This is a genomic window from Luteibacter sp. HAY1-4A, from assembly GCF_056755355.1.
In genome coordinates this window covers 27,699-52,982 of sequence record NZ_JBNDHZ010000033.1, presented here as the reverse complement: position 1 = coordinate 52,982, position 25,284 = coordinate 27,699, and the positions used below count along the sequence as shown (strand labels likewise).

16 protein-coding genes are annotated in these 25,284 nt (G+C 66.1%); 7 read left to right on the top strand and 9 right to left on the bottom strand.

Annotated elements, in window-relative coordinates; translation table 11 throughout:
- Positions 1 to 46 precede the first annotated feature (46 nt).
- On the top strand, positions 47 to 955 hold the full coding sequence (locus tag ACPYOD_RS12560) for a recombination-associated protein RdgC (RefSeq protein ID WP_481302067.1): 909 nt from the start codon (positions 47 to 49) through the stop codon (positions 953 to 955).
- A gap of 71 nt (positions 956 to 1,026) precedes the next feature.
- Complete coding sequence (locus ACPYOD_RS12555) at positions 1,027 to 1,794, top strand: M48 family metallopeptidase (protein ID WP_481302066.1); 768 nt, start codon at positions 1,027 to 1,029, stop codon at positions 1,792 to 1,794.
- A gap of 161 nt (positions 1,795 to 1,955) precedes the next feature.
- On the opposite strand, the gene ACPYOD_RS12550 is transcribed toward ACPYOD_RS12555, so the two are convergent.
- From ACPYOD_RS12550 to ACPYOD_RS12520, 7 genes are all read right to left on the bottom strand, one after another.
- Positions 1,956 to 2,954 (bottom strand): alpha/beta fold hydrolase, encoded by a 999-nt coding sequence (locus ACPYOD_RS12550; protein WP_481302065.1) that lies wholly within the window; start codon positions 2,952 to 2,954, stop codon positions 1,956 to 1,958.
- 96 nt (positions 2,955 to 3,050) lie between these two features.
- A complete protein-coding gene (locus ACPYOD_RS12545; RefSeq protein WP_481302064.1) occupies positions 3,051 to 4,901 on the bottom strand; it encodes a M1 family metallopeptidase in 1,851 nt (616 codons plus the stop codon).
- A gap of 91 nt (positions 4,902 to 4,992) precedes the next feature.
- The gene (locus ACPYOD_RS12540) at positions 4,993 to 8,250 is read right to left on the bottom strand and encodes a dermonecrotic toxin domain-containing protein (protein WP_481302063.1); all 3,258 of its coding nucleotides are present in this window, start codon (positions 8,248 to 8,250) and stop codon (positions 4,993 to 4,995) included.
- A gap of 131 nt (positions 8,251 to 8,381) precedes the next feature.
- Positions 8,382 to 9,131 (bottom strand): bifunctional demethylmenaquinone methyltransferase/2-methoxy-6-polyprenyl-1,4-benzoquinol methylase UbiE, encoded by a 750-nt coding sequence (gene ubiE / locus ACPYOD_RS12535; protein WP_481302062.1) that lies wholly within the window; start codon positions 9,129 to 9,131, stop codon positions 8,382 to 8,384.
- Between the two features lie 24 nt (positions 9,132 to 9,155).
- Entirely contained in the window at positions 9,156 to 11,771 is a 2,616-nt protein-coding gene (plsB, locus tag ACPYOD_RS12530) for a glycerol-3-phosphate 1-O-acyltransferase PlsB (RefSeq protein WP_481302061.1), read from the bottom strand.
- Between the two features lie 17 nt (positions 11,772 to 11,788).
- Positions 11,789 to 12,763 (bottom strand): hypothetical protein, encoded by a 975-nt coding sequence (locus ACPYOD_RS12525; RefSeq protein WP_481302060.1) that lies wholly within the window; start codon positions 12,761 to 12,763, stop codon positions 11,789 to 11,791.
- Positions 12,764 to 13,020: 257 nt separating this feature from the next.
- The gene (locus ACPYOD_RS12520) at positions 13,021 to 13,926 is read right to left on the bottom strand and encodes a 5'-nucleotidase, lipoprotein e(P4) family (RefSeq protein WP_481302059.1); all 906 of its coding nucleotides are present in this window, start codon (positions 13,924 to 13,926) and stop codon (positions 13,021 to 13,023) included.
- Positions 13,927 to 14,063: 137 nt separating this feature from the next.
- Between ACPYOD_RS12520 and ACPYOD_RS12515 the strand changes: the two genes are divergently transcribed.
- The gene (locus ACPYOD_RS12515; protein WP_481302058.1) at positions 14,064 to 15,083 is read left to right on the top strand and encodes an AI-2E family transporter; all 1,020 of its coding nucleotides are present in this window, start codon (positions 14,064 to 14,066) and stop codon (positions 15,081 to 15,083) included.
- A 49-nt stretch (positions 15,084 to 15,132) separates the two neighbouring features.
- Positions 15,133 to 16,152, top strand: a complete 1,020-nt coding sequence (locus ACPYOD_RS12510) for an AI-2E family transporter (RefSeq protein WP_481302057.1) — start codon at positions 15,133 to 15,135, stop codon at positions 16,150 to 16,152.
- A 10-nt stretch (positions 16,153 to 16,162) separates the two neighbouring features.
- Here the strand turns inward: ACPYOD_RS12510 and ACPYOD_RS12505 are convergent, their stop codons facing one another.
- Together ACPYOD_RS12505 and ACPYOD_RS12500 are read right to left on the bottom strand one after the other, a co-directional pair.
- A complete protein-coding gene (locus ACPYOD_RS12505; protein ID WP_481302056.1) occupies positions 16,163 to 18,157 on the bottom strand; it encodes a UvrD-helicase domain-containing protein in 1,995 nt (664 codons plus the stop codon).
- Between the two features lie 68 nt (positions 18,158 to 18,225).
- A complete protein-coding gene (locus tag ACPYOD_RS12500; RefSeq protein WP_481302055.1) occupies positions 18,226 to 19,536 on the bottom strand; it encodes a phosphoinositide-specific phospholipase C-related protein in 1,311 nt (436 codons plus the stop codon).
- Positions 19,537 to 19,726: 190 nt separating this feature from the next.
- On the opposite strand from ACPYOD_RS12500, the gene ACPYOD_RS12495 reads away from it, so the two are divergent.
- From ACPYOD_RS12495 to ACPYOD_RS12485, 3 genes are all read left to right on the top strand, one after another.
- A complete protein-coding gene (locus tag ACPYOD_RS12495; RefSeq protein WP_481302054.1) occupies positions 19,727 to 20,380 on the top strand; it encodes a thymidine kinase in 654 nt (217 codons plus the stop codon).
- Positions 20,377 to 21,150, top strand: coding sequence for a hypothetical protein (locus tag ACPYOD_RS12490; RefSeq protein ID WP_481302053.1), 774 nt, complete (start codon positions 20,377 to 20,379; stop codon positions 21,148 to 21,150). The genes ACPYOD_RS12495 and ACPYOD_RS12490 overlap by 4 nt, the downstream gene beginning before the upstream one ends.
- Positions 21,151 to 21,949: 799 nt before the next feature.
- Positions 21,950 to 25,282 carry a dermonecrotic toxin domain-containing protein gene (locus tag ACPYOD_RS12485; RefSeq protein WP_481302052.1) on the top strand — a complete coding sequence of 1,111 codons (3,333 nt, stop codon included), beginning with the start codon at positions 21,950 to 21,952 and terminating at the stop codon, positions 25,280 to 25,282.
- Positions 25,283 to 25,284: the final 2 nt, after the last annotated feature.

Genomic DNA, 25,284 nt, shown 5'->3' with positions numbered 1-25,284 from the left:
AGATGTGTATAAGAGACAGATCCCTTTTCATGAGATCCGTCGATACATGTTCTTTCGCAACCTGACGCTGTTCCGCTTTTCCGAACCGGTGGCCGCCGACCTGGAGCGCCTCGACGAGGCTCTTCCCGAGCACCGCCTGCGGCCGGTGGGGCCCATGGAGATGTCCACCCGCGGTTTCGTCTCGCCCCTGGGGCGGAACGAAGAAGGCCTGACCCACGTGGTGGGCCGCAACACCATGGTCACGGTGGGGAGCGAGGATAAGCTCCTGCCGTCGTCGGTCGTGAACGACGAACTGGCCAACCGCGTGCAGAAGATCGCCGAGGAGGAAGGCCGCAAGGTCAGCGGCCGCGAGCGCAAGAAGATCAAGGACGACGTGATGAACGAACTGCTTCCGCGGGCGTTCGTGCGCAGTTCCCGCATGAAGGCCTACGCGGACCGGAAGAACGGCTGGCTGGTGCTCGATACCTCCAGCCGCAAATCCGCCGAAAACACCCTGAGCCAGATCCGCGAGGCCCTGGGCAGCTTCCCCGCGGTGCCGCTGGCTCCGGAGGAGTCGCCCCGTCTCCTCATGACCCACTGGGTGGCCACCGGGGAACTCCCGGCCGGCCTGGCGCTGGGCGACGAGTGCGAGCTGCGCGACCCGGCGACGGCCTCCGGCGCCATTGCACGGTGCCGCCGCCAGGATCTCGACACCGATGAGATTCGCGAGCACCTGCGCACCGGCAAACAGGTGTTCCAGTTGGGTTTGCTGTTCGACGACCGCATCTCCTTCGTACTTGGCGAAGACCTGATCCTGCGTAAAATCAAGTTCACCGACGTGGTACTGGACGAGCAGGCCGACAGCCCGGAGTCCGCCGCCGCCGAGATGGACGCGAACTTCGCCCTCATGGCGCTGGAATACGAGCGCCTGCTGGGCAAGCTGGAGGAGTGGTTCAAACTCCCGCGGCCGGAGTGACCGGTCCGGGTGTCGCAGGCGGTGATACGGGTTCGTGGGATGTTCGTCGGGATCGGTACGAGACTCGCGGCATGACATCGGAAGACGGCGACTGGCTGGAACTCGCAACCCCCACCGGAGGCACCATCAAGGTGTTGAAGGCGGCGCACCCGCGTGCCCGCCGCCTGCGTCTCACGGTCACCCCGAAGGGGGCGCGCCTCACGTACCCGAATGGGACCCACGTGGCGCAGATGACAGCCTTCCTGCGCCACCACGCCGACTGGCTCGAACAGAAGCTGGACGAGTTCCATCTCGACGCCGTGCCGCTGCCGCCGCTGCGTGTCGGCGTGCCCACCACCTTTCCGTTCCGGGGCGAGGACATCGTCCTCGACTGGGCCGAGGGTGCGTATCCGCGCGTGGATCACGAACCGGGTGCGCTGGTGCTCAGCATTCCGCGTCCGCACACGCGCGCTTTGCTCGTGGCGCGGGGCTTGCTCGCCACCCATTTCGAGGCCCAGATCCGCCGCGACGTCTCGCGCTGGCTTCCCGCCTACATACCGCAGATCAATGCCGCGCCCACCGCGCTGCGCATCCGTCCGTTGAAGAGCCTGTGGGGCAGCCTGGACACGCGCGACAGGATCAACCTCGACCTGGCGCTGGCCCTCGCGCCACCCGCGGCGCTGCGTTATGTGCTGGTGCACGAGCTCTGCCACCTGAAGGTGCGCAACCACTCGCCGCGTTTCTGGCATTGGGTCGAGAACGTGTTCCCCGACTACAAGGAACAGCGCGCGTGGCTCCGTGCCAACGGCAGCGGCCTGAAGCGGCAGCTCGACAGGCTGATCGCCGACGTGGCTGACTGAGGCAAGCTCTGTGTGGGAGCCGCTTCAGCGGCGAAGGGTGCTTGCGGTAAGCCTGCCCGCTGCCGCGGGATCGCCGGCATAGCCGGCTCCCACCAGAGCTATGCCAGCATCAGGTTATGCCAGCTTGGTGGGAGCCGACCCTGTCGGCGATTCAAGTTGCCTCAGTGCGCGAGCGCGAAGCCCGTGATGATGCGCGCGGTTTCCACCGGCTTTTCCAGCATCGGCATGTGATTGCAGCCATTCATGACCGTGGCACCGATCGAGGGCGAACTCTTCAGTCCCGCGCGCAAGGTATCCAGCGCCGATACGTCGATGATCTTGTCGTCGTGGCACCACAGGCCGAGCACCGGCATCGAAAGCTTGCCGATCACCGGATCGAGCGAGAACGCCTGCGCCGGCTGCTTCAGCTCGTCGAACGTGCGCTCGATGAAGGCACGATCCTTTTCGTTGCGCGCGATCAGCGCATCTTCGACGCGCCCGGGCAGGTGCGGCGGCGTGACAAAGATCCGGGCAAGCAAGGCTTCCAGTCCCGCGCGGTCGTGGTAGACGAAGGGGTTGTTCCCCGCCTTCACTTCGCGGGCGAAGTCGTTCTCCTTGAACGTGAGCCCGAGCGAGCCCATCAGCACGAGGCTGGCGACGCGTTCCGGATGCTTCTCCGCATACACGCCCGCGATGGCCCCACCCATGGACTGGCCGACGAGCAGGAAGCGCTGCGCGCCGATGGCCGCGGCGAAACTTTCGAAACGATCGGCCTGCGCGCCGACGCCGTAATCGCCACCGTCATGACGCGACGACTCGCCCCAGCCGGGCAGGTCGGGGATCACCACGTGGAAATGGTCGGTAAGGCCTTTCGCCATCTCGAGCCATGTTTCCTTGTTGGCGGCGAATCCGTGCAGCAACACGATGGTGGGGCCGTCGCCGCCCTCGTAATACGACCATACGGTATCGCCGGCGGCGACGCTCTTCTTCTCCAGGTGAGCCGACATCGCCTGTCGCGCCGCGTCCGCCTTCAGCAGCATGCCGGGTGCGAAGAAATAGACGAGGCCCGCACCCAGGCCGAGCACCACGGCCACGACGACCAGGAACTTCAACCTGCGTAGCAGCAGCCTTTGCCAGAGCGGACGATTATCGGCGTTGGCGAGCGTGGGGGTCTTGGCCATGGAAAGGAACCCGGAACGTAAGGACGCCCCGCAAGATGCGGGGCGCCGTTGGAGGATGCAAGTCCGCACCCCCTGCGGGGCGCGTAAAACCTTGCGTTACTTCTTCTTCGCCGTACCGGCGAGGATGCGCTCCACCGCCTGCTGCGTCATGGGGTGATAGCCGCTCTTGGCCTTGGCGTAGGTTTCTTTCGCGAACGCGAGGCCTTCCGGGGTGCGTGCGAAGGCGCGGTAGACAGGCGTGGTGAGGTAGAGGCGGCCGATGCGGGTCATGTGTTCGGCGGCAGCCGTCCACACGTCCTTGTCGCCCGCGGCGATGGCGTGCGCGTACCAGCGCATGCCGATCTCGGCGTTGGGCGTGCCGGTGAGATGCCATGCGGCATCGATGTCCTTGATCTTCGCGAGTGGCGTCACGTCGGGCAGGCGGTCGAGGAAATACATCCACTCCTGCGTGTTCCAGCCCTTCGCGTCGAGCTTGGAGGCGTCGAGCTTGCCGGCGAGGAAGTCGGTGCGCTCACGATCGATGGCCTCGAAGCGCGGCGAGGACGGCAGTGGCGCATCCTTCGGAATGCCCGGCTGCCAGATCCATGCGCGGGCTTCGGCCTCGCTCATCTTGCCCGGATACTTGTCGAGCAGGTTGGCCTTCAGGTACGCGAACATCGTGTCGGTGTCGATGCTCTGGAAGGCGAAGTGCGCGAAATAACCCTTCAGGTAGGCGTCGAAGTTCTCGCGGCCGAAGCGCTGCTCCAGCGTGCGCAGGAACCACGATCCCTTGTCGTAAGCAACGTCCGAAAGCGCGTCGTCAGCGCCGATACCGCGCGGGTCGGGCGTGAGCTTCTGCGCGTTGGCCGGCATCTGGCCGATGCCCTTCTGCAGGGCGCGCGCCGAGAGCAGGGCTTCCTCGTCCGCCAGCGCCTTGCCGTACACGGCCTCGGTGATGCGGCCTTGCACGTAGGTGGTGAAGCCCTCGTTCAACCAGATATCGCGCCACGCGGCGCTCGTCACGAGGTTGCCAGACCACGAATGCGCCAGCTCGTGCGACACCAGCGAAACCAGGCTCTTGTCACCCACCAGCACCGTCGGCGTGGCGAAGGTCATGTTGGGATTTTCCATGCCGCCGAAGGGGAACGAGGGCGGCAGCACGAGAATGTCGTAGCGGCCCCAGGCATACGGCCCGTAGAGCTTCTCGGTGGTGGCGATCAGCTTCTCGGTGTCTTCGAATTCGTGCGCGGCCTTGCCGACCACACTGGGCTCTGCGTACACCGCGCTGCGTGGACCGGTTTCCTTTACCGCGAGGTCGCCCGCCGCGATGGCGAGCAGGTAGGAGGGAATGGGGTGCGGCTGGTCGAAGGAAAAGTTGCCGTCCAGCGGATGCTTCGCGTCGTTGATGGCGCTCATGACGACGCGAACATCCTTCGGCGCGGCGATGTGCGCATCGTAGGTGAAGCGGATGGCCGGAGAATCCTGCAACGGCACCCAGGAACGCGCGTGGATCGATTCCGACTGCGAGAACATGAAGGGCTGTTTCTTGTCGGCCGTCTGTTCCGGCGTGAGCCACTGCAGACCCGAGGCTTCCGGCACCGTCGCATACGTGATCCGTATCGCGGCGGGATGCGTCGGCGCGGCGATGGTGAGCTTGGCGCCAAGCTCCTTGTCGCGTGGAGCCAGCGCGAACTTGAGCGGCGTGCGCTTGCCCGAGGCGTCCACCGCCTCGACACCGGCGATCTTCAGGTCGCGCGTATCCAGCACGAGGTCCTTCGCCTTCGCGTCCTTCCAGTCGAGCTTCAGCGTGGCATTGCCGGCCAGCTCGCGCTTGCCGAAGTCCAGCGTGAGGTCGAGGTCCAGATGGGTGACGCGCACCGCGTCCGGCTGGGCGTATGAGTGCGGGTCGGCGGCGAAGGCCACGACGGGGAACGCCATGGTGAGGGCAAGCACGGGAAGCAGACGCATCGCTGGGGATCATCCGTTGGAGGAAGATCCCCAGTATGCCATTGGCTCGCCGGCCGCCGCCCCTGTCCCGTGGGCCGCTACCCGGATCCGGTCAGGGCCCGGCCGCCGGCCATTGCCCAGTTCCCACGACCGCGGGGCGGATATTGAGGCCGGGGAGCGAGAAACCCGGATTGCTCGCGTGCCCGCCGCCAAGCAGGGATGGGGGCCGGATCACGTAGGTACCGGGCGCGGTGTTCGCCACGCGGTGCATCGTCGTGCCCGGCGGGAGCTTGCTCGTATCCAGTTCCAGCCAGGTTTCCATCTTCCTCTGGAAGTTGCCCTTGTAGCGCCACTGGTTGGTGCCCGAGATGGCACGTGAAATCTGGTCCCGCGTCTTGGTCGCGGGGTCGAGCGTGGTGACGTAGACACCGGCGGGGAAGCTGCGGCGCGCCAGCGACTGTGTAAGGAAATAGTCGGTTCGGATGGCGGCGAGGGAATCCGACCGCGTGAAGTGGCGTACTGTCGTCGGCCACTGTGAGCGATCGACAGGAACGAGGTCGTGGTTGCGGCCGGACAGGCGGGCGGGCATCCGCGGTGGCGCGAGGTGCTGCGCTGGCGGCCTGCCGATGGGCCTGGCCAACCTTGCCGCATCGCTGGCGGCCTGCCAGTGCCCGGCTTCCTTACCTCGCATGGGGAGCAGCCGCGAGCGTCGCAGCGCGAGCGACTGCGCCGCTTCATAGCTGCCTAGCTCCTGCACCAGGCGTCGTTCCATCGTGGCGAGTTGCTGGCCCGTCATTCCGCGTATGGAGGGGTCGCGCTCCATGATTTCGCGCAGGACGGTGGACAGGTCCGACGGTCGGACTCCGCTCGGATTGCCGCCGCGCAGCCCCACGTTACGGTTGAATCGCCAGGTGCCGCCGGCGTCCCTCGCGACAGGGATGGCATATGCGCTTCCGGATGCGCCAGGCCTTACCAGGCGCCACGTCGCGTTGTCCGCATCGAACCGCACGACGTACATCGCCCGGTCCTGCTGGATGTAGGCCTTCCCGTCGATGTAGTGGATGCCCCGCTCCACCGACTGCGCATCCGACGGTTTGGCCTTCGCGCGATAGGTGGCGGGAAAAACGGTGTCCGGGTCCCGGAGCATTTTGCTGGTAGAGCTTACCTGCCGCGACTGTTTCGTCGCGCGCACGGCGATCGCGCGGCCGGCCAGCGGTTTCAGCGAGGGAATCGAGAGGTAGTCGAGCGCACTGACGTACGCGTCGGCAAATTGGACGAAGCCTTGCGCATGGTCGCCCGCCTTGATGCTGTCGTAGCTCCGCCAGGCAGCGGCGAACGGTCGTCCGAGGAGTCGCGCGAAGGATCGCTGGACGCTCTCCACATCGATGTCGGGAAGCTCGTCGGCGATCGCCGCGGAGCTCGTGCGTGCGAGCGGCTCGATATTCCTGGCCATGATGGAGAGCGCGGCATCGTATTGCGCTTCGAACGCATTGCCGGTGATCGTCTTCTCACCGAACAGATAGGCCTTGCGCGGCCGCGACGGCCCCGATGCCTGCGAGAACACCCAGCGGAATCGCTCACTCGCAGCGCTTCGCCTGAATTGCCGGTCGCGGCGTCCTGCTTCCACGACAGCCACATCGTTGGGCAAGCGGCCGAGCAGGTATTCGTCGAAAGCGGGTGCATTGAAGAACTCAGCATTGGCTTCCGCGCGCGTGCGGAACTCACGAAACGCAAGGCCGTCCGGTGCACCCGGCGTGTAGAACACCACGTTCGGCACGGCACCTTCCTGCTCCGCGCTGATCATCAATACGTCCCTCACCGCCGCGCCGTTGTACGTGACCTGACGCGCGACGATCGTGTGTCCCTCGACGCGCGCCCGGCCTGTCGGCATAGGCGAATCGACCACGGCTTTCGCCCAGGCGTACCCGCGCTCGAGCCGGTCCGGCAAGAAGGAATCGGGTTCGTCCTGATGATGCTGCGACACGCGGGCGTCGGCGAGATCGAGCCGCATGCGCGCACGGTGCAGGTCGGCGGCGAGTGCGCGAGTGAGCTGACCTTCGGGGGACGTTTTCAGCACTTCAAGCAGGTAGTCGTGGTACTTCCTCGCGACATCGAGGTCACGAACGAGGCTCTTGATACCGCCAAACGTGAGTTGCGGCAGCAGTTCCTCTCCTCCTGGGCCGGTCGCTACGAGGAACCGGTTGTCGAAGATGCCGATGTTCTTCAATGCGAGGTCGGTCAAGGAAAAGGACGCCAGGCGCCTCCCAGCTGTGAGGTCCGCATCGTTCTGTGGCGCGCCTTCCGGCCATTCGTACGCGGAGATGGAGACGTCGTCCGGGTCGACGGAAAGGCCCATGATGGCGAGTTGTTCTTTCACGGCACGATGCGCGAAGTCGCGCAACGGAACCAGGTCTGGTGCGCCACCGTCGTCGAAGCGCTGGCTTCGCTCCAGCGCCGCTTGGTGCTCGGCCATGGCATTCAGCCATTCGTCCTTGATGTGCTCGGGCAGTGACGCCAGTCGCTCCTCCAGGAGGGAACCGGCCAGCCGCGCATGGCGTGTCCGCATCAGGGACCCGATATCGAGCATGTCATCCAGGCTCGTGGCAGCCAGCATGCGTTCGTCGTGCGCGCCGGTATCGAGCAGCCCTTCGGCGGCGTCGGCGGCGACGTTGCGCACGCGATCCCGTTGTACTTCAAGCAGCCGACTCGCCATGGCGTCGAACGGGTCGGCGGTGAACTCTCGCGAATGCACGCGCACGATATCGTCGAACACGAGGCGGTCCTCGATCGGAACGACGGGTGGCGGCGTGCCCTGCGCGATGTCGACGTTGACCCGGTGCTCGGTTTCCGCGTGCAACTCGTCGAGCGAAGTGAAGGCGTCCCAGCCGCGTGCCGGCGTGAAGAGGAGGGCGAGCCCCGTCACGTTGTCGTCGGTCACGACGACAGCAGCGACGTCGGCGGTACCGTCGAGCAGGAGTTCCGCAGCGCGCAGGCCGGGCGGCAGCGAGCCGCCGTAGGAGCGCGCGAACCGCAGGGCCAGGTCGCCAGCCTCCGGCGCTAGCGTACCGTCGGCGAGGCGCAGTGTGGCTTCGTCGCGCATGATGGACGCCAGTCGCGATGCCAAGGCGGCTGAGCGCGGCATGCTGGACCCGCTGGCCGGGTCGGCGGCCGGCAGCGCCCAGAAGGCACTCAAGGTGTCGAGGTAAGCCGCCAGATCCTCGGCGCGGGCGAGTTCGGAAGCTATCGGAACGGCAGCCTGCTGATCAAGCAGCCAGGCTTGCGCATCAACGAGCCGGGATACGGCGTCCACGGCTTCCTGGTTTGCGCCTTGCGTGATGGCGGGAGGCGCCTGCGGGGGAAGCATGTCCATGTGAGCTACCTGTGCCTTGGGAATTCCCAAAACGTAGCTCGGCGTCGCCCGCGGCTATGCAGGTGAATAAGCGGACACCGTGTCCGCCGCTGGATGGCAAGGCTGTCGGGTATGCCCGACAGCCGACCGGTTTACAACTTGTAGGCGCGGTGGATGGCCACGATGCCGTTGCTCAGGTTCCGCACTTCGACGTGCCCGAAACCGGCGCACAGCATCATGCCCTTCAGTGTTTCCTGGTCCGGATGCTTGCGAATGGATTCGGCGAGGTACTGGTAGCTATCGGCGTCGTTGGCGAACAGGCGGCCCAGGCGGGGCAGGATCTTGAACGAGTGCACGTCGTAGAGCTTCGACAGCACGGGGCTCTGCACTTTCGAGAATTCCAGCACCAGCGCGCGGCCGCCGGGTTTCAGGATACGGTGCATGTCGGCGAGCGCCTTGTCCTTGTCGGTGACGTTGCGCAGGCCGAACGCGATGGTGACCGCGTCGAAACTGTTGTCCGGGAAGGGCAGGGCCTCCGCGTTCATCTGCGCCCAGCGCAGGCCGGAGACGAGGCCACGGTCGGTGAGGCGGTCGCGGCCCACACCCAGCATGGCCGCATTGATGTCGCCGACCACCACTTCGCCCTCGTCGCCGACCACCGGCTTCAGCAACGCGGCGATATCGCCCGTGCCGCCCGCCAGGTCGAGCACGCGATCGCCGCGGCGCACGCCGCTGACGGCCACGAAATGACGCTTCCACAACCGGTGGATGCCGAACGACATCAGGTCGTTCATCAGGTCGTAGTTGCGCGCCACCGACGTGAACACCTGGCCGACCAGCTTCTGCTTGTCGGCCAACGGAACGTCGCGGAAGCCGAAGTGGGTGGTTTTCTCGTTTTCCATGGGGAGATGGTATCCGCGTTGGGATCAGTGGTGATGCTTGTCGTGTCGTTCGTGTTCGTTCGCCACGTGCCGGTCGTGCAGCGATTCGCCCGCCGACCCGTCGTCGGGATCGACCGGCGGCCGTGCATCGAGGTCGCGATCGGTATCGCCACCCGGCGTGATCTTCAGGATCGAATGACGCACTTCGCGAGCGAGGATCACGCGGGCGTCGCGCACCATGTCTTCCAGCGCCTCGCTGAAATCGAGCTTGCCGTTGGCATCGGTCCAGACGACCTTCGCCTCGCGAAGCTTCTGGATGAAGCCGCGGAAGAGCGCCTTGTCGAAGAATTCCGGAGCCGACAGTTCGTTGAGCAGGCTCAACCGTTGCGCGGTGAGCGTGCACGCGGTTTCCAGTTCACCGGCGCTCATGGTGTGCGGGCCGTTCTTCACCAATGCCGCGATGGCGATGTAGTAGCGTTCGAATGCCTGCAGCATGCTGCGCGCGATGACCCGCAACTGGTACGCGCCGTCGTCCTGGCCGGGTCCGCGCTCGAGGACGCGGCCCTCGGCGCTGGCCTCGAGGATGCCGCGGCGGACGAAGAATTCGATGGTTTCCTGCACCTGCGTCGCGAAACCGTCTTCGTCCCACGGCAGGAACAGCTCGCCCTGGATGAACGGGTAGATGATGCGCCCCAGGCGAACCACCGAGGATCGCGACATCCGCCGGTTGTTGAGGAAGCATGCCGCCACCCAGGCTGCCGCGGCATTCAGGTGCAGCACGTTGTTGCGGAAATAGGAAAGCAATACGGCCTGCTCGCCGTCCGTGACCAGCACGTCGCCGAGCGGGTGCCGCACACGGCGGATCCAGCCCATCTGTTCGCCGTAGGCAACGATGCCTTGCGGGTTCATCGGCGTGAGGGTCACGCGATCGGAGTAGGGCAGTTCCTGGAGCAGCGCCTTGCTGAGTTCGAGCTGCGCGAGCAGGTCGTTCTCCGCCATGGCGTGCTTGGGCGTGGCCAGCAGTGCCAGTGCGAGCAGGTTGATCGGATTCACGTCCGCCGCGCGGTTGATGTTCACCTGGATGCGCTCGGCCAGGTCGTCCACCACGCTGCTCATCCATTCCGGCTTCACGTCGGGGTCGGCGGTCGTCGCACGCCAGTCGGGCGCCGCTTCGTCGAGGACGGGCGTGAGCAGGATCGGCTCGCCGAAGTTCAGCGTGACATGGCCGTAGCGCTGGCGCAGTACCTTGAGCCCGCGAAGCAGGCCCAGCAGGGATTCCTTTTCCTTCGGCTTGCCGGAGAGTTCGCCAATGTACGACTTGCCTTCCATCAGCTTCTCGTAGCCGATGTACACAGGCTGGAACAGTACGGGGCGGCGCGGCGCGCGGAGGAAGGCGCGCACCGTCATCGCCAGCATGCCGGCACGCGGCGCGAGCAGCCGGCCGGTGCGCGAGCGGCCGCCCTCGATGAAGTACTCCAGCGGCACGCCGCGATCCACGAGCTGTGCGAGGTATTCGTTGAACACGACCGAATACAACGCGTTGCCCTTGAAGCTGCGGCGCAGGAAGAACGCGCCGCCGCGGCGGAGGATCGGGCCCACCACGGGTAGGTTGAGGTTCACGCCCGCCGCGATGTGCGGCGGCACCACGCCTGAATGGTGCAGCTGGTAGGACAGCAGCAGGTAGTCGGTGTGGCTGCGGTGGCATGGCACGTACACCACTTCATGGCCAGGCGCCGCCGCGCGCGCCTTGTCGAAGTGGTGCATGGCGATGCCGTCGTACAGCTTGTTCCAGAAGTTCGACAGCAGGAACGACGTGGACCGCACGACGGGATGCGAATAGTCCGCCGCGATCTCGACGGCGAAGTCGCGCGCGCGGCGCTGCGCTTTCGCCAGCGTGATGTTTTCCTTGCTTGCCGTGGCGGCGATGGCGTCGCGTACGGGCTGCGTATTGAGCACGGCGTCCACTACCGTGCGCCGGTGCGACAGGTCGGGGCCGATCACCGCGGCGCGAATGCGGCGGAAGTGCGTACGCAACACGCGCGCGATCTTCCGCGTGAGCCGCTCGGGCGTGAGGTTGTGCGATTCGTCGAGCACGCTGCGCAGCGACACCGGTGCGGAGAAGTGCACCACCGTGTCGCGACCGTTGAGCAGCAGCGCGAGCATGCGCCGGAAGCGGCCCACCACCAGCCAGTTTTCCGCGAACAGCACGCTGAACCAGCCGCTCTCCCGGTTGGGCGCGCGCCCGACGTAGATCGATACGGGTACTACCTGGATGTCGCGCGACGGGTCGTCTTCGATCGCGCGAATGAGCTGGCCGATCGGCTCGCGCGGACCGCGCGCGTCGGTGCGGCCGAACAACCATCCATGACGGCGGCTGAGGGAGAACACCGAGCGCCGGCGGCGACCCGGCAGGTCGAGCAACTGCATCGGACTGGGCAGGCCCGCCTCGCGGCAGGCGCGCTCGAGGATCAGCGCGTCGGACGTGCCGTCGCGCTCGATGGCATAGCAGACGGCGGCACCGCTGCCGAGGAGGGCAGCGGGTTCGGCGGGCTCGCGCTTGATGCGAACCCAGGGTTCGAGCATGCGACCCAGCAGCTTGAACCACCAGGGTGAACGGGCGACGTGGACGTGCGGATCCGCACTCATCTGCAATTCGGACATTCCGGGATTGTAAGGCCTCAACGGCCCTTGGCGTCCGCCACCGGGGCACCGGGCATGCGTGCCTGGGGCGGGCTGGCGCTGGATGCCGGGGCGGGCGCGCTGGAAGCAGGGGCCGGCGGCGCCAGTCGCGCATGCTCGTCGCGCACGCGCTGGAGCAGGTCGCTGTCATACCAACGGCCATCCAGGAGTACCAGCGTGGCGTCGGTCTGGATGGGCTTGTCCAGCAGCGTGTAGGTGATCTTCACGTGCGCCGACCCGCCGTTGCTCTCGATCGTGTCGATGCTCACGGAGTCGAAGCTCTTGTCGATCGACAGGCCGTAGACCTCGAGCAGGCGCTTGAATCCCAGCCACGCCGTGGACCAGGTGGCCATGGATTTGTCGAAGTCCATGGCGTGCAGGGCCTCGGGCGTGGAGAGCCCCGCCTTCCGCGCCGTGTCCACGACGATGCCGATGGCTTCCTTCGCCTTCGCCTGGTCGCCCCAGGGCACGGTCTGCGTCCACGGACCGACCACGTTCACCGCTTCGCGCAGTTGCCGCTTCTGCGACAGCGTGAGGTCTTTCGCCTGATCGATGGCTGTGAGGGCCATCGACTGGCCGATGCCTGCGATGAGCGGCATCTGGTCCTTGTAGTCGCGGTCGAAACGGACGAGCGTCGGGCGCAGTTCCGCGAACAGCTTTTTCTCGGCGTCCGGCTCGGTGAGCCGCTTCACGCCCGCCTCGAACTTCGCCTTGTCGTCCGGTTCCATGGCCGCCTGCGCGGCGTTCCGGCGCGGCCAGTCGGCCCTGAGCGTGGCAAAGTCCGCCGGCGGCAGCGCGTGCTTCCAGAACAGGTCGAACTTGCCGTCGCGCAGCAACGCGAGCGACTCCCGCGCGGCGTCCTCGGGGGAACCGCCGCCGGGTGTTCCGGGTGCTTCCTTCTGCCGGTTGCAGGCGGCCAGCAACACGACGAGCAGGACAAAGGCGAGGCGAAGGGCTGAACGATGGCGGCGCATGGCGGGTCCGGGCGGCGCGGTGGGCGTGGGGGACGTGGAGGATACACGGGGCGGGGAAGGGAACCCGCGGGCGCCAGGACACCGAAAAGAAAAAACCCCGGAGACGCGAGGCCTCACGGGGTTATCCAGCCCGAAGCCGGAAAGGGAAATGGCCTTGCCTGCATTGCTTTTGGCGCCACAGGTTTCGGCGAGAGGAATGATAGTTGGCCGACATTGCTAAAGCAATATGTCAGCTTCCATCATCTAACTCATTGAATTTACTTGTCCCGAAGTGAATCTATCTTCTTCTGGCGTCGTTCCGCGCGGGGCAGCGTGTAGTCATTGTCGAACAATGCGCTCTCCCAGGCACCATAGGTCGGGTTGGGAAAGACGAACCAGCGTTCGCCGATCCAGTCCGTGTAAGGCGCCATGGCCTTTTCCCGACCCTGCGCCGTGTTCCCGAAGACGTTGGCGAAGTCGCCGATCTGGTCGCCGAACTGCATGAGCACGCGGTAATCCTTCGCCACGAGTTGGCGGCGGCAGCCCTTCTCGCTGCCGACCTGCTCACACCCTTCGACGAACGTCCCCAGACCGAGGAAGGAGCCCTTGCCGGCCACGGGAAAACCCGCCGCGCGCAGGTTGGCGAGCGTTGCTTCGTCCAGATCCTTGGCACGGTTCGAGATGTAGATCACCGCGACCCCGTGCTCCGCCGCGAACTTCGTGAACGCCAGCGCCCCCGGCATGGGGCGGGCGATGGCCTCCTTGCACCAGGCGGCCCAGTCCGCTTCATTGAACTCGCCGCCGGCGCGGATCAATCGCGCCTGGTAGGGCGAGTTGTCGAGCACGGTTTCGTCGATGTCGAGGATCACGGCGGGCTTCAGGCCCTTCAGCGAGGCATGCGCCGCACGGTCGTCTTTGGGCAACGCATCCCAGTTGGGATCCTTCTTTGCCTTGAGAAGTTTCTCCTGCGCGTCGCGATAGGTCTGCAGGAAGATGAAATCGTGCTCACTGGCATTTTGCGACCAGGCAACCGCATTGAGGTTGTCGTCGGCCGCCACACCGGCGGCGACCGGCGCCGCGGCTTCCGGCGCGGGGGCAGGAGCGGGTGCGGCGGCGGGCGGCACGTGGGCGCAGCCCGCCAGGGAGAGGGCGACCGCGAGGGCGGCCGGAACGAACTTCAGCATGGAAACCCCTTGGGTGACGCATCGCGCCGAGGGCGGCGATTGTCGGGGCAGTTTACGACACTGTGAAGGCGGTGCGCGCGCTTCCCAGGCCCCCTGCGTCCTGACAGACTGCGCGCTCATCCACGACGGGACCGTCCATGGAAGTCGCCAATTCGCGGACACGCGCCGTGCGCATCGCCAGCTATATCGCGGCCGGGCTCGGCCTGTTCCTCGTTCTTTACCTGCGCCTCCTGCCCGCGCTGCTGGCGGGTCTGCTCGTGTACGAGGTGGTGGTATCGACCGCGCCGCTCATGGGCAGGCGCCTGTCGGGCGACCGCGCACGCATGCTGGCCGTGGCGCTGGTCGGCGTGATCGTGGTGGGGCTTCTCACGCTCCTCGTGCTGGGGGGCATCAGCTTCTTCCGTAACGAGATCGGCAATCCGGAAGACCTCTGGCAGAACCGCCTGATGCCGTTGGTGGAGCGTGCGCGGCAGCAATTGCCGCCGGCCTTGGTCGACCGCCTGCCGGAGAGCGTGGACGCCCTGCGCATCACCGCCATGGACTGGGCGCGTTCGCATGCGGTCACCCTGCAACTGGCCGGCAAGGAAGCGGCGCGCGTCGTTGTGCACATCATCATCGGCCTGGTGCTCGGCGCCATCGTCGCCCTCAGCCGCGCGCGGCCCACGCACCAGGTGGGGCCGTTCGCGGCCGAACTGAGCCTGCGCAGCGCACGCCTGGCCGATGCCTTTCACAACATCGTGTTCGCGCAGATCAAGATATCGCTGTTCAATACGCTATTCACCGCCATCTACCTGCTCGCCGTGCTGCCGATGTTCGGCGTGCACCTGCCGCTGACCAAGACGCTCATCGTCATCACGTTCGTCGTGGGGTTGTTGCCCGTCATCGGCAACCTGCTGTCGAACACGGCCATCACCATTGTCGGCCTCTCCGTTTCGCTCTACGTGGGCCTCGGCGCGCTAGCCTTCCTCATCGTCATCCACAAGTTCGAATACTTCCTCAACGCACGTATCGTCGGCGGACAGATCCGCGCCCGTGCGTGGGAACTGCTGGTGGCGATGCTGCTCTTCGAGGCCGCCTTCGGATTGCCCGGGGTGGTGGCGGCGCCCATCTTCTATGCCTACCTGAAGGCTGAACTCGAAGCCGGGCACTTGATCTAGCGTTCATCCCACGGCTGCTGGAATCGCGCCACCCCAAAGGAGTTCCGGCATGGCTGGCATACCGCAGGACACCCGTACCCTTCGCATCGCCACCTATGTGCTGGCGGCGGTGGCCTTGTGGGCGGTGCTCTGGCTCCACCTCATCTCGGCGCTGCTGGCCGGACTGCTCGTGTACGAGGTGGTGGAGAGCCTCACGCCGCTGATCCGGCGAATCGCGCCGAGCGAGCGGGCCCGGCCCATCGCGGTCGCGCTGGTGACGGCCGTCGTGGTCGGCGTGATCATCCTGCTGGTGGTCGCCACGCTGACCTTCTACCGCCGCGACCTGGGCGACCCGCGCGAGCTATGGGACGAAAAACTCCTGCCGCTGCTCACCAAGGCGCACGAGCAACTGCCGGCGTGGCTGACCACCAACTTGCCCGACAGCTTCGTCGACTTCCGCGAGCAGGGCATGGCCTGGGTGCACGACCATGCCGCCGACCTGCGCCTGGTCGGCACCACGGCCGCGCGGGTATTCGTGCACATCGTGATCGGCCTGGTTCTCGGTGCGATCGTGGCGGTGTCGCACGGAGCCGGCGGCCGCGCCGCGCGGCCCCTCGCGTTCGAACTGTCGACGCGCGCCCGGCGCCTCGCGCATGCGTTCCACAACATCATCTTCGCGCAGCTGAAGATCTCCGCGATCAACACCGCCCTGGCGGCGATCTTCCTGCTCATCGCACTGCCATCATTCGGCGTGCACGTGCCGCTGGCGAAGACGCTGGTGATCGTCACCTTCGTCACCGGACTGCTGCCGGTCGTGGGCAACCTGGTGTCGAACGTGCTCATCACCATCGCCGGCCTGTCCGTATCGCTATGGGTGGGCGTCGCGGCGCTCGGCTTCCTCATCGTCGTGCACAAGCTCGAATACTTCCTCAACGCACGCATTGTCGGCGGCCAGATCCGCGCCCGTACGTGGGAACTGCTGGTAGCGATGCTGGTGTTCGAAGCCGCCTTCGGCCTCGCCGGACTCGTGGCGGCGCCGATCTACTACGCGTACCTCAAGAGCGAGCTCGAGGCCGAGCGATTGATCTGACGGGACTCGGCTAGCCGCCGCCCGCCAGCATCGCGCGGATGCGTGCCATGTGCGTCTCCGCGGTTTCCTTCTTCACTTCGGCATCCGCGTCCGGGTCCTTGCCGTCCCAGTGCAGGTCGTCCTGCGGCAGTTCCTGGAGGAACCGGCTGGGATCGTTGGAGAGGATCTCGCCGTACTTGCGCGATTTTGCCGCAAAAGAAAGCGTCAGCATCTCTTTCGCACGGGTGATGCCGACGTACATCAGCCGCCGTTCCTCGTCCAGGCGGCCTTCATCGATCGCGCCCTCGTGGGGCAGCGTGCCGTCCTCGCAGCCGACGATGAAGACGAAGCGGAATTCCAGGCCCTTGGCCGAATGCAGCGTCATCATGCGCAATGCGTTGCCGGGGTCGTCGCGATCGGCATGGCTCAGCAGCGCGAGTTGCGCCGCGATGTCGCCGGTGCGGCCTCCGTCCTTGCCCATGGCCCGGAACCAGTCGATCAGTTCGCGCAGATTGCCCAGGCGGCGCTCGCGCAGCGCCTCGTCGGGGGTGGACGCCGCGATGTGCGCGCCATACCCGGACTTCTCGATCACGGAGTTCACCAGGTCCGCCGCGCTCTCGTGCACGGCATGGCTGCGCAGCTCGTCCATCAGGCGGGCGAACCCCGCCAGCGCCGATGCGGCCCGCGGTGCGATGTTCTTCAGCGCGGCGTCGCTGCGCGCGGCATCGAGCAGGGACGCATTGCGCGACTGCGCGATCTGCCCGAGCTTCTCCAGCGAGGTGGCGCCGATCTCGCGCTTGGGCACGTTCACCACGCGCAGGAAGGCCGCGTCGTCGGTGGGGTTCGTGAGCAGGCGCAGGTAGCAGAGGATGTCCTTTACCTCCGCGCGGTCGAGGAACGACAGCGCACCGCTCAGGTGGTACGGCACGCGCGCCAGGCGCAACGCCTTTTCGAGCGCGCGGGCCTGGAAATTGCCACGATAGAGGATGCAGAAGTCGTCCCAGCGGACACCCTTGTCCTTGTATTTCTCGTGCAGGTTGAACGCGATGGCGGCGATTCGCTCGGCCTCGTGGTCGTTGTCCTTGCATTCCAGCACGCGTATGGGCGGACCTTCGAGATGGTCGCTCCAGAGCTTCTTCTCGTGCACGTGCGGGTTGTTGGCGATCAGGTGGTTCGCGGCGCGCAGGATGCGCTTCGCGCAGCGATAGTTCTGCTCGAGCTTGATGACCCGCAACTGGGGAAAGTCGCGGCCGAGCTGGTCGATGTTCTCGGGGTTCGCGCCGCGCCAGGCGTAGATGCTCTGGTCGTCGTCGCCCACGCAGGTGAACCGCGCCTTCGGACCCGCGATGGCCTTCAGCAGGCGGTACTGGGCGTCGTTGGTGTCCTGGTATTCGTCGACCAGGAGGTAGCGCAGGCGCTCCTGCCAGATGGCGCGCGCATCGTCATCCGTTTCAAGGATACGCAGCGGCAGGCGAATGAGGTCGTCGAAGTCCACGGCGTTGAAGGCCGCGAGGCGCTGCTGGTAGAGGTCGTAGATCGTGGCGGCTTCGATCTCGCGTGGGCTGCGCGCGGAAGCCATCGCTTCCTCCGGCGTCATGCCGGCGTTCTTGGCGCGGCCGACGAGATTGCGGATGCCCTGGATCACTTCGGGCTTAACGCCTTTCGGCGACAGCTCCTTGATCATGTTGGCGCTGTCGTCGGCGTCGAGCACGGAGAAGCCGCGGCGCAGGCGCGCGCGATCGTGCTCGATCTGGAGGAATTTCAGGCCGAGCGCGTGGAAGGTGCACACCGTGAGCGCCTTCGCGGCGTCGTCGGAGATCAGGCGTCCGACGCGCTCCCGCATTTCCTTCGCTGCCTTGTTCGTGAAGGTGATGGCGGCGATCTTCTCGGCCGCGAGATGACGGCGCGAAATGAGGTGCGAGATTTTCTCGGTGATGACGCGGGTCTTGCCGGAACCGGCGCCGGCCAGCACCAGGAGGGGGCCGTCGCAATACTCGACGGCCGCGTGTTGTTGGGGGTTGAGCATGGGATCGACCGGGACGGGCGAGACCGCGCATCTTAGCAGGTGCGGTCCCGCCCAGCCGGGCCGGTCGATCAGGGGGCGTCGATGGCCAGCGCCACCCGCGAGACCCGGCCGTCCAGCCCGCTGTTCCCGTAGTGGACGACCTGGACGTCGTCATTGTTCATGTTCTTCTCGAAGGAGCCGATTTCCACCCGTTCGATGTCGCGTTTGACGATGATGGTTGCCCAGTCGCCGCCGCCGGTGGGGCCCTTGGGGGAGTTGGAGACGAGGATCCGGGATCCCGCCTTCAGGTTGTGCAGCGTGGCCGAACGGGCGCTGTCGTTTTCGCAGCCCTTGACGGGCGAGTCCGACGACGTGAACGACAACAGTGCCGGTTCGCCCGTATAGGGAATGGCGCACACGGCGCTCTTACGGGCGTCGTTGCCCTCCCAGAGAATGAGCCCGCCATGATTCAGCATAGCCGTGTATTCCAAGGCGTCGCCCTGGTGGTAGAAATCGACGGCGATGAAATTGGGTAGCCGGCCCGCCTTGGGGGCGCAATGGCTCTTGATGCGCGTGAGCAGGTCGGTCAGCCGGTTGTCGGCCCGGGCGTGGAGCGTTTCACCCACGCCGTGGAAGTGGTTCATGACGAACAGGCGCGGCCAGGATTTCCCGGGGAAGAAGTCGGTCTGCCGGGTATGCAACGGCACGTCGTCCCAGCGCGAGCGACACGAGAGGTCGTGGGTGAAAATGGTGTCACCCAGGCTCCAGTAATTCTCTACGGTAGCGCGTCTGCCGGACATCACGGTGGCCCTGCCACTCGTCAACGCATAGTCGCCGGCGTTGGCGTCGTTGTCGGTGAAGACGAGGAGGCGCTGGGACGACCGAAACAGTTCGCGAACCGTGGGCCAGTCGCTGCTGTCGGACCATGTGGAAGGGTCGAACGTGGCTCTGGCAAAACCGGGCACCCTGTCCAACTCGGCCTTCAGCATGGTGTACGACACGTAATCTTCGAGGAACAGCGTGACGATGGCCGCGGGATTCCTGGCGAGATGGGGCATGACGTCCTCGTTCAGCACATCGGCGAGTGTACGAATCCCGAGGTTGTTCACGTTCTCGCAGGCGCCGTGGCAAAGGTAGGCGCGGCCGTTGTATTCGTGCAGGTCGAGCATGAGTCCCGCCACGCCATCGGCCAGCTGTGTCTTGATGTCGTAGCCCTGGTTGCGAACGATCGGCGTTACGTAGGCGTAAGCGTTGTGAGTCGTTGTCCAGGTGAGTTCGTTCAGCGGTTTATCCAGTGGTGGGAGTTGCGGCGCATAGGTGTCCTGGGCGAATGCCGGCATGAGCGCCGAAATCGCGAGGCAAAGGGTTGCTGCAAAGGTGGGGGCGATACGGGTAGGCATGATGGGAATCCTTTCTTGGGGAGCGGCGTTCGGCGTCATGCCGAAAAGGCTGGGGATGGCCTTGCCGCGTCCGCATGTTGCCTCAGGCGACGTTGCAGTTCCGCTACGCCGCGGCGCCAATAGCGACGAAGGCGAGGCGGGGTAGCCGCCTTTTTCGCTACCATACGGCCTCACGACAGGACTGAGCCGCATGGCCAAGCTCTATTTCTATTACTCCGCAATGAATGCGGGCAAGACCACGACGCTGCTGCAGAGCGCGCACAACTACCACGAGCGCGGCATGCGCACGGTTATCCTCACGCCGGCGCTGGACGACCGCTACGGCGAAGGCGTGGTGGCGTCGCGCATCGGCCTGCAAGCCCGCGCGACGCGCTTCACCGCGGAAGAGGATATCTACGGCATCGTCGCGCAGGACATCGAGCGTCATGGGCCGCTCCATTGCGTGCTGGTCGACGAAGCCCAGTTCCTGAGCAAGGCGCAGGTGTGGCAGCTCACCGACGTGGTAGACCGCCTGGGTATCCCGGTGCTCGCCTACGGCCTGCGCACCGACTTCCGGGGCGAGTTGTTCGAAGGCAGCAAGTACCTCCTGGCGTGGGCCGACAACCTCGACGAGATCAAGACCATCTGCCACTCGGGCAAGAAGGCGACCATGGTCGTGCGCGTGGACGAGCGCGGCCGGGCCGTGACGCATGGCCCCCAGGTTGAGATCGGGGGCAACGACCGCTATGTCTCGGTGAGCCGAGCCGAGTTCAAGAGCATCACCGGCGGCGACGGCAGGATCGAGTTGCAGCAATCGGTGCTGCCGCTCGACGAGAACGATACCGAAGAAGGAAGCCACGCGTGACCGAGACGACGCCCAACGCCGCCGAATGGCCGCGCCCTTACTGGAAGCCGAGCGATGAGCAGGCCGTACTGCTTTTCTTCGTATTCGGTGCCTTCCCTGAGGATCTCGCCATTCCGGCCGCCCGCTACGGCAGCCCCGGCTTGCCCGAGGGCGTCGAGTTGCAGCGCTTCCAGAACGCCGTGCTGTCGCGTTGGGAGGGTTACCCCCTTTCCGGCGCGCTGGGCGAACTGTTGCGCGAGGACAACGCCGAGGCGTTCAAGGAAGCCAAAGCCGCACCGCATGTCGTCGCCATTCGTGGCCGCTTCCCCGACCGCGACAGGCTCGACTACCTCCGCGACACGCTGGGCGTGGTCGCGGCGTTGACCGACGTCGGCGGCAAGGCCGTGGTCGATCCGCAGATCCTCACGCTCTTCGACGCCGCGGCATGGCGGGAGCACTATCTCGTGCCGGGCGGCGCGCCGCCACGTCACCACGTGCTCATCCTGTGCAGCCCGGAAGAAACCAAGGGACGCTCCTGGATCCGCACACGCGGCATGCGCAAGTTCGGCCGTCCGGACATCAGCCTGACGAACGTGCCCGATAGGGAGATCGACCGTGCGGGCGCGCTGTCGGAACGCTTCGTGGAACTGGGGGCGCTCGGTGCCCACTTCGATGCGGCACAGAGTATCGAAGTCGACGGCGTGGCTGGCGGTCTTGTCGTCGAACTGTCCGGCGACGAGCAAGACCCGCGCTTCAACAACACGCACGCAGAGATGCGCTGGCCCGACTGACGGGGCCGGTCAGCGAACGTATTGTCCTCGCGGGCGTGCCCTTGCCACGACACGCCGTGGAACTGGTTCATCGTGAACAGCGGTCGCCATCCGGGCTTGACGTCGATCTCGGCCTTGGACAGGGGCTGCGTATCTCCCCAGCGGCTGTAGCAGCTGTAGTCGTGCCAGAGGGGCGTCCTACCCAGGCTCCAGTAGTTTTCTACGGTGAAGTCCTCGCTCGGCATGATCGTCACGGCGCCGCCGCGTGTCATGAGGACACCGCTCTGGTCGCGATTGAGGCTGAAGATCAGGATGCGTCGCCCGCTCTGCACGATGTCCGCGTAAGTCGGCCACGCCGGCGTCGACCAGCTGAACGGGTCGAACGTCGTACCCACCAGGTTCGGAGCCCGGTCGAGTTCCGCGATGAGCTGGCGGCGCTGGTGAACGCGTTGTGTGTCGCGACCCAGCTGTAGCGGTCGAAAGGCAGATCCATGTCCACGGGCGCTTGCGCCGGCGCCGTGTCGGCGAGCCATGCGGCGGCGAGCAGGGTCGCCGCTCGTATCACTGAGGGGAGTGGCTTCATGGCGCGTACTTCCTTGTCGGGGAAGCCGCAGTCTAGGAGCGCGCGTCCACGTGGCGCCGTAGGGTTATGCCGTCGCACGCTGTAGTCGTCGGCAGGTTCGCGCGCTCGTACCCATGGACTCGTCCCACAGCGGTAGTAGGAGTTATCCAGTGCCCGACATCCCGGACCACGGACAGACCGCGGGTGTCACCGCGTCTAATCTCGTTGTCCCTTCCACGCCAAGGAATGCCATTGGACATGCTCCCGCCGCAGGCGCCCCCTGCGCACGTCACCCACGCCAATGAGGCTCCCGTCGCGGCGCTCCAGCGCATGCAGGAGACGCAGGCCTGGCTCGTCAGCCAGAAAGATGCGCTTCCCGACACGCCTTCCCTCGTCGATGCCAGCGAGTCGTTCCTCGCCGACCTGGATGCGTTCTGGGAAGCCCCTGTCGAGCACGTACCCGGAAGGGCGTTCGTGCCGCGACGCCATGCCCTTGCCTTGCGCCTTGCACAAGCCGCTCGCGACGACGCATCGATGCGGCGGAACGACGGCACGCTTGCGGACGATGCCGCCGAGACGATCGCACTGGTGACCGGACATGCCGGCGATGGTCCGTTGCCCGGTGATGTGCACGCTCGGGAACTCTTCGTCGGCGGCGTGCCGCACGCGGGTGCGCTCGTCCTCGATAGCGATCGCGATCCGGGCCGTGTGTTGCTCTTTACCGTCGACGCCGGTTGGAAGGTGTTCCGTTCGTTCGACGAGCTGTATCGCGACGTCGAACTCGATTTCCGTGGCGACGTGGATCCCGAGGGCCTGCCGGACACGCGTCTGCCCGATGCTCGCGCCATCGACGGTAATGTGTTCGATGCGCTGGCCAGGCGACTCGTGGCGGATATGCGCGAGCGGGTGGTGGCGTCATTCGATGGAGACGGTAGCGTCGTGCCGCTGCAGGACCGTCTCCACGCCGCACTGGATCTTCCCGCAATCGTGGACGTTCACGCGATCGTTCGGCGGCGGGACCTTGCCCTGGCCGCCAAGATGGACGAGGAACGCCTCGACAGGCAGCCGGCACGTGTGCGCGAGCACTGGCACCAGGCGGCCACGGCCTACCGCGATGCCTGGCGCCGGGAGCGCGACGGCATCGCCGTGCCGTCGCTGGCGTGGTTTGCCGATACGGCGCTGTGGATGGCATTGCGCGAACGCGGTATCGATGTACCGCCGCATGAGATTGGCGTGCGCCTTACGCGTCGCGTCGCCGAGAATCCGGTAGCGACCCTCCTTTCGGGCTTCCCGTACGAGGAACTCCCGCTGGTCGCGCTGGCGTACCGGAACATCGGCAACCTGGCGACCGAGCACCTGCAGGTGATTCGCGAAGACGGCTCGGTACATGACGCCGTGCCCGCCGAAACCATCCGCGAGGTCGTTCGCGAACTCGATCTGCCCACCCGCTATGCCCGACACCTGGACGACACGCTGGGTCATTCGGCCGAGGGCAGGGAGCGGCGCGCGTCGCATCACGCGCTGCAGTCCGCGCGCATGCGCTTCGAGGCGGCCGACGCGCGCCTTGTTTACTTCGATCCCAACGAGCCACGTTCCTTCCAGGACGATCACCGGGAGCGTGGCTTCCAGTGGGTGCAGGCGGTACTCGACGAGCCCTCGCCGGCTGCGCGACGGAAGGTCGAAGGGCATGAGATCGTCGTCCACCAGCTCACGTACAAGGGCGCACCGCTGGCGGGTGTCTTCCTGGTCTCCGCACGCCAGCGCCAAGCGGTGCACCGCGTGGTGCTCTATACGCCGGACGCACCGGATGGCATCGTCTTCCGCGAGTTCGGCGATCGCGCGGAACTGACGCGCGATTTCCTCCTCGATCCTCGTTTCGAGGGCTACCTGCTCGATCGCCTTCCGGTGGACTTCGCCGCGTTCGACAGTACGGGGGCGCGGCACTTCGCCACGCCTGCGTTGAATGGCGGGCGCGACTGGAAATGGGTATTCAATCTCGCCGAATGCAACCCGCGCAGTAGCTGCACGCAGCTCACGGAGCGCTTCCAGGAGCGCGAAGTGACGGGCTCATTCCTCGACGCGGATTACGACTTCGCGTTGCAGCTCGCCAAGCGCAACGCCGCCGACCTGGCCCGCACGACCGCTCGCGCGGACTGGGACAGCGTTTTCGACGTGTGGGGCTGGAACGTGCCGTTCCAACTTGTGAAGGAGTTTGTGGCAGGCACGGTGAAGAGCCTGCCGCACGCGGCACAGTCGGGCTGGCGGTTCTACGACCACGTGAAGGCGGGTGAAGGCACGGGAGCCTTCCTTGCGTTCGTGGAAGGCTATACGGCAGGACTGAGCCTGCTGCCCCTGTACACGCAGGTACCAGCATCGGTGGGTGCGCACATGCGCGCGGCACCCGGCTCGCGCACGCTCCTTCCGACGCGACGCGCGCTGCCCGCGCCCGACACGCTTTTCGAGAAGCGCTTCATGGCCCGTGGCGTGACCGTGCCTTCGGGAAGGGCACCGGCGTCGGGTGTGTATACGATCGATGGAAACCGCTACATCCGTCAGGGCGGTGCGATGTACAACGTGCGCTTCGACTCCGACATCGCCGGCTGGCGGCTCGGCCGGCCCGGCGCACTCGATGCGCGCGTCTCCGGGCCGGCGATCGAGCGGTTTGCCGATGGCCGCTGGCACTTCCGAAACGTCGGGTTGCGCGGAGGGTCGGGGCGCGGGTCGGCCCTGGCCGTGATGATGGTCGAAGTGAAGGACATCCTCGACGACGCGAATCGTCTGCATCCGGATGTGGCCGCGCTGACCGATTCGCAGCGGATCGTGCTGATAAGCGAATTGCGTAGGCGCCTCGTCCTGAGCGAATTCGTCGCCACCTTGCGCGCGCAGGTCCAGCAAAGGGCGAACCCGCTCCTCGCCACCACGTCGCCACAGCAGCGGGCATGGGACGCGGCGCTTGCCGCCGCTCGCGCCACGTCACCCGCCGCCCCGCCGTTGACGCTTGCCCAGGCGCTGGACATGCCTGAGCGGCCTACTGCCGGAGCCTTCCAACCGTCCACGCAGCCGCCCGCCGGGCCATCGACGTCTTCCGCCCGTCCCGGTCGGGCGCCGGCAACGAGCGCCAAGCATCATCGCGTCGCCATCCGGGACTGGCCCGATGTGGCCTACGTGTACCTGCCGCGCGAAGTACTGGCGCGACAAATGAACCAGGGCACGATCACATTGCCGCAACTCCGCTCGGCGAACGGGGTGCACGGCGTTGTCTTGACCACGCTGCCGCCCGAAACGCCCATGAACGCCGCTCCGACGGGGTCCGTTGCGACGTTGCCTCGGACGGGCGGCGCCGATGCGAACGCGACCCTCGGCAGTTCCTTCGGCGGATGGGTCCGCATAGACATGCACATGCTGAGCAGCCGCCGGGCTCGGCAGTCACACTATCCCTATCGTCTGTTCAGGATTCCAAGGACCGGCGAACAAGGGTTCTACCTGCGCGATGTGGTCTCCTCGACCGGTTCTACACCCACGGTGTACGGTGAGAATCCAATCTCGCTGGTGGGTGCCGAGTTCAGCATCGGCCTGCATCCCCAGCCCTGACC

Excerpts from the sequence above, each read along its gene's own strand:
- ACPYOD_RS12560 (WP_481302067.1), top strand. The coding sequence starts at position 47 with ATGTTCTTTCGCAACCTGACGCTGTTCCGCTTTTCCGAACCGGTGGCC.
- ACPYOD_RS12555 (WP_481302066.1), top strand. The coding sequence starts at position 1,027 with ATGACATCGGAAGACGGCGACTGGCTGGAACTCGCAACCCCCACCGGA.
- ACPYOD_RS12550 (WP_481302065.1), bottom strand. The coding sequence starts at position 2,954 with ATGGCCAAGACCCCCACGCTCGCCAACGCCGATAATCGTCCGCTCTGG.
- ACPYOD_RS12545 (WP_481302064.1), bottom strand. The coding sequence starts at position 4,901 with ATGCGTCTGCTTCCCGTGCTTGCCCTCACCATGGCGTTCCCCGTCGTG.
- ACPYOD_RS12540 (WP_481302063.1), bottom strand. The coding sequence starts at position 8,250 with ATGGACATGCTTCCCCCGCAGGCGCCTCCCGCCATCACGCAAGGCGCA.
- ubiE (WP_481302062.1), bottom strand. The coding sequence starts at position 9,131 with ATGGAAAACGAGAAAACCACCCACTTCGGCTTCCGCGACGTTCCGTTG.
- plsB (WP_481302061.1), bottom strand. The coding sequence starts at position 11,771 with ATGTCCGAATTGCAGATGAGTGCGGATCCGCACGTCCACGTCGCCCGT.
- ACPYOD_RS12525 (WP_481302060.1), bottom strand. The coding sequence starts at position 12,763 with ATGCGCCGCCATCGTTCAGCCCTTCGCCTCGCCTTTGTCCTGCTCGTC.
- ACPYOD_RS12520 (WP_481302059.1), bottom strand. The coding sequence starts at position 13,926 with ATGCTGAAGTTCGTTCCGGCCGCCCTCGCGGTCGCCCTCTCCCTGGCG.
- ACPYOD_RS12515 (WP_481302058.1), top strand. The coding sequence starts at position 14,064 with ATGGAAGTCGCCAATTCGCGGACACGCGCCGTGCGCATCGCCAGCTAT.
- ACPYOD_RS12510 (WP_481302057.1), top strand. The coding sequence starts at position 15,133 with ATGGCTGGCATACCGCAGGACACCCGTACCCTTCGCATCGCCACCTAT.
- ACPYOD_RS12505 (WP_481302056.1), bottom strand. The coding sequence starts at position 18,157 with ATGCTCAACCCCCAACAACACGCGGCCGTCGAGTATTGCGACGGCCCC.
- ACPYOD_RS12500 (WP_481302055.1), bottom strand. The coding sequence starts at position 19,536 with ATGCCTACCCGTATCGCCCCCACCTTTGCAGCAACCCTTTGCCTCGCG.
- ACPYOD_RS12495 (WP_481302054.1), top strand. The coding sequence starts at position 19,727 with ATGGCCAAGCTCTATTTCTATTACTCCGCAATGAATGCGGGCAAGACC.
- ACPYOD_RS12485 (WP_481302052.1), top strand. The coding sequence starts at position 21,950 with ATGCTCCCGCCGCAGGCGCCCCCTGCGCACGTCACCCACGCCAATGAG.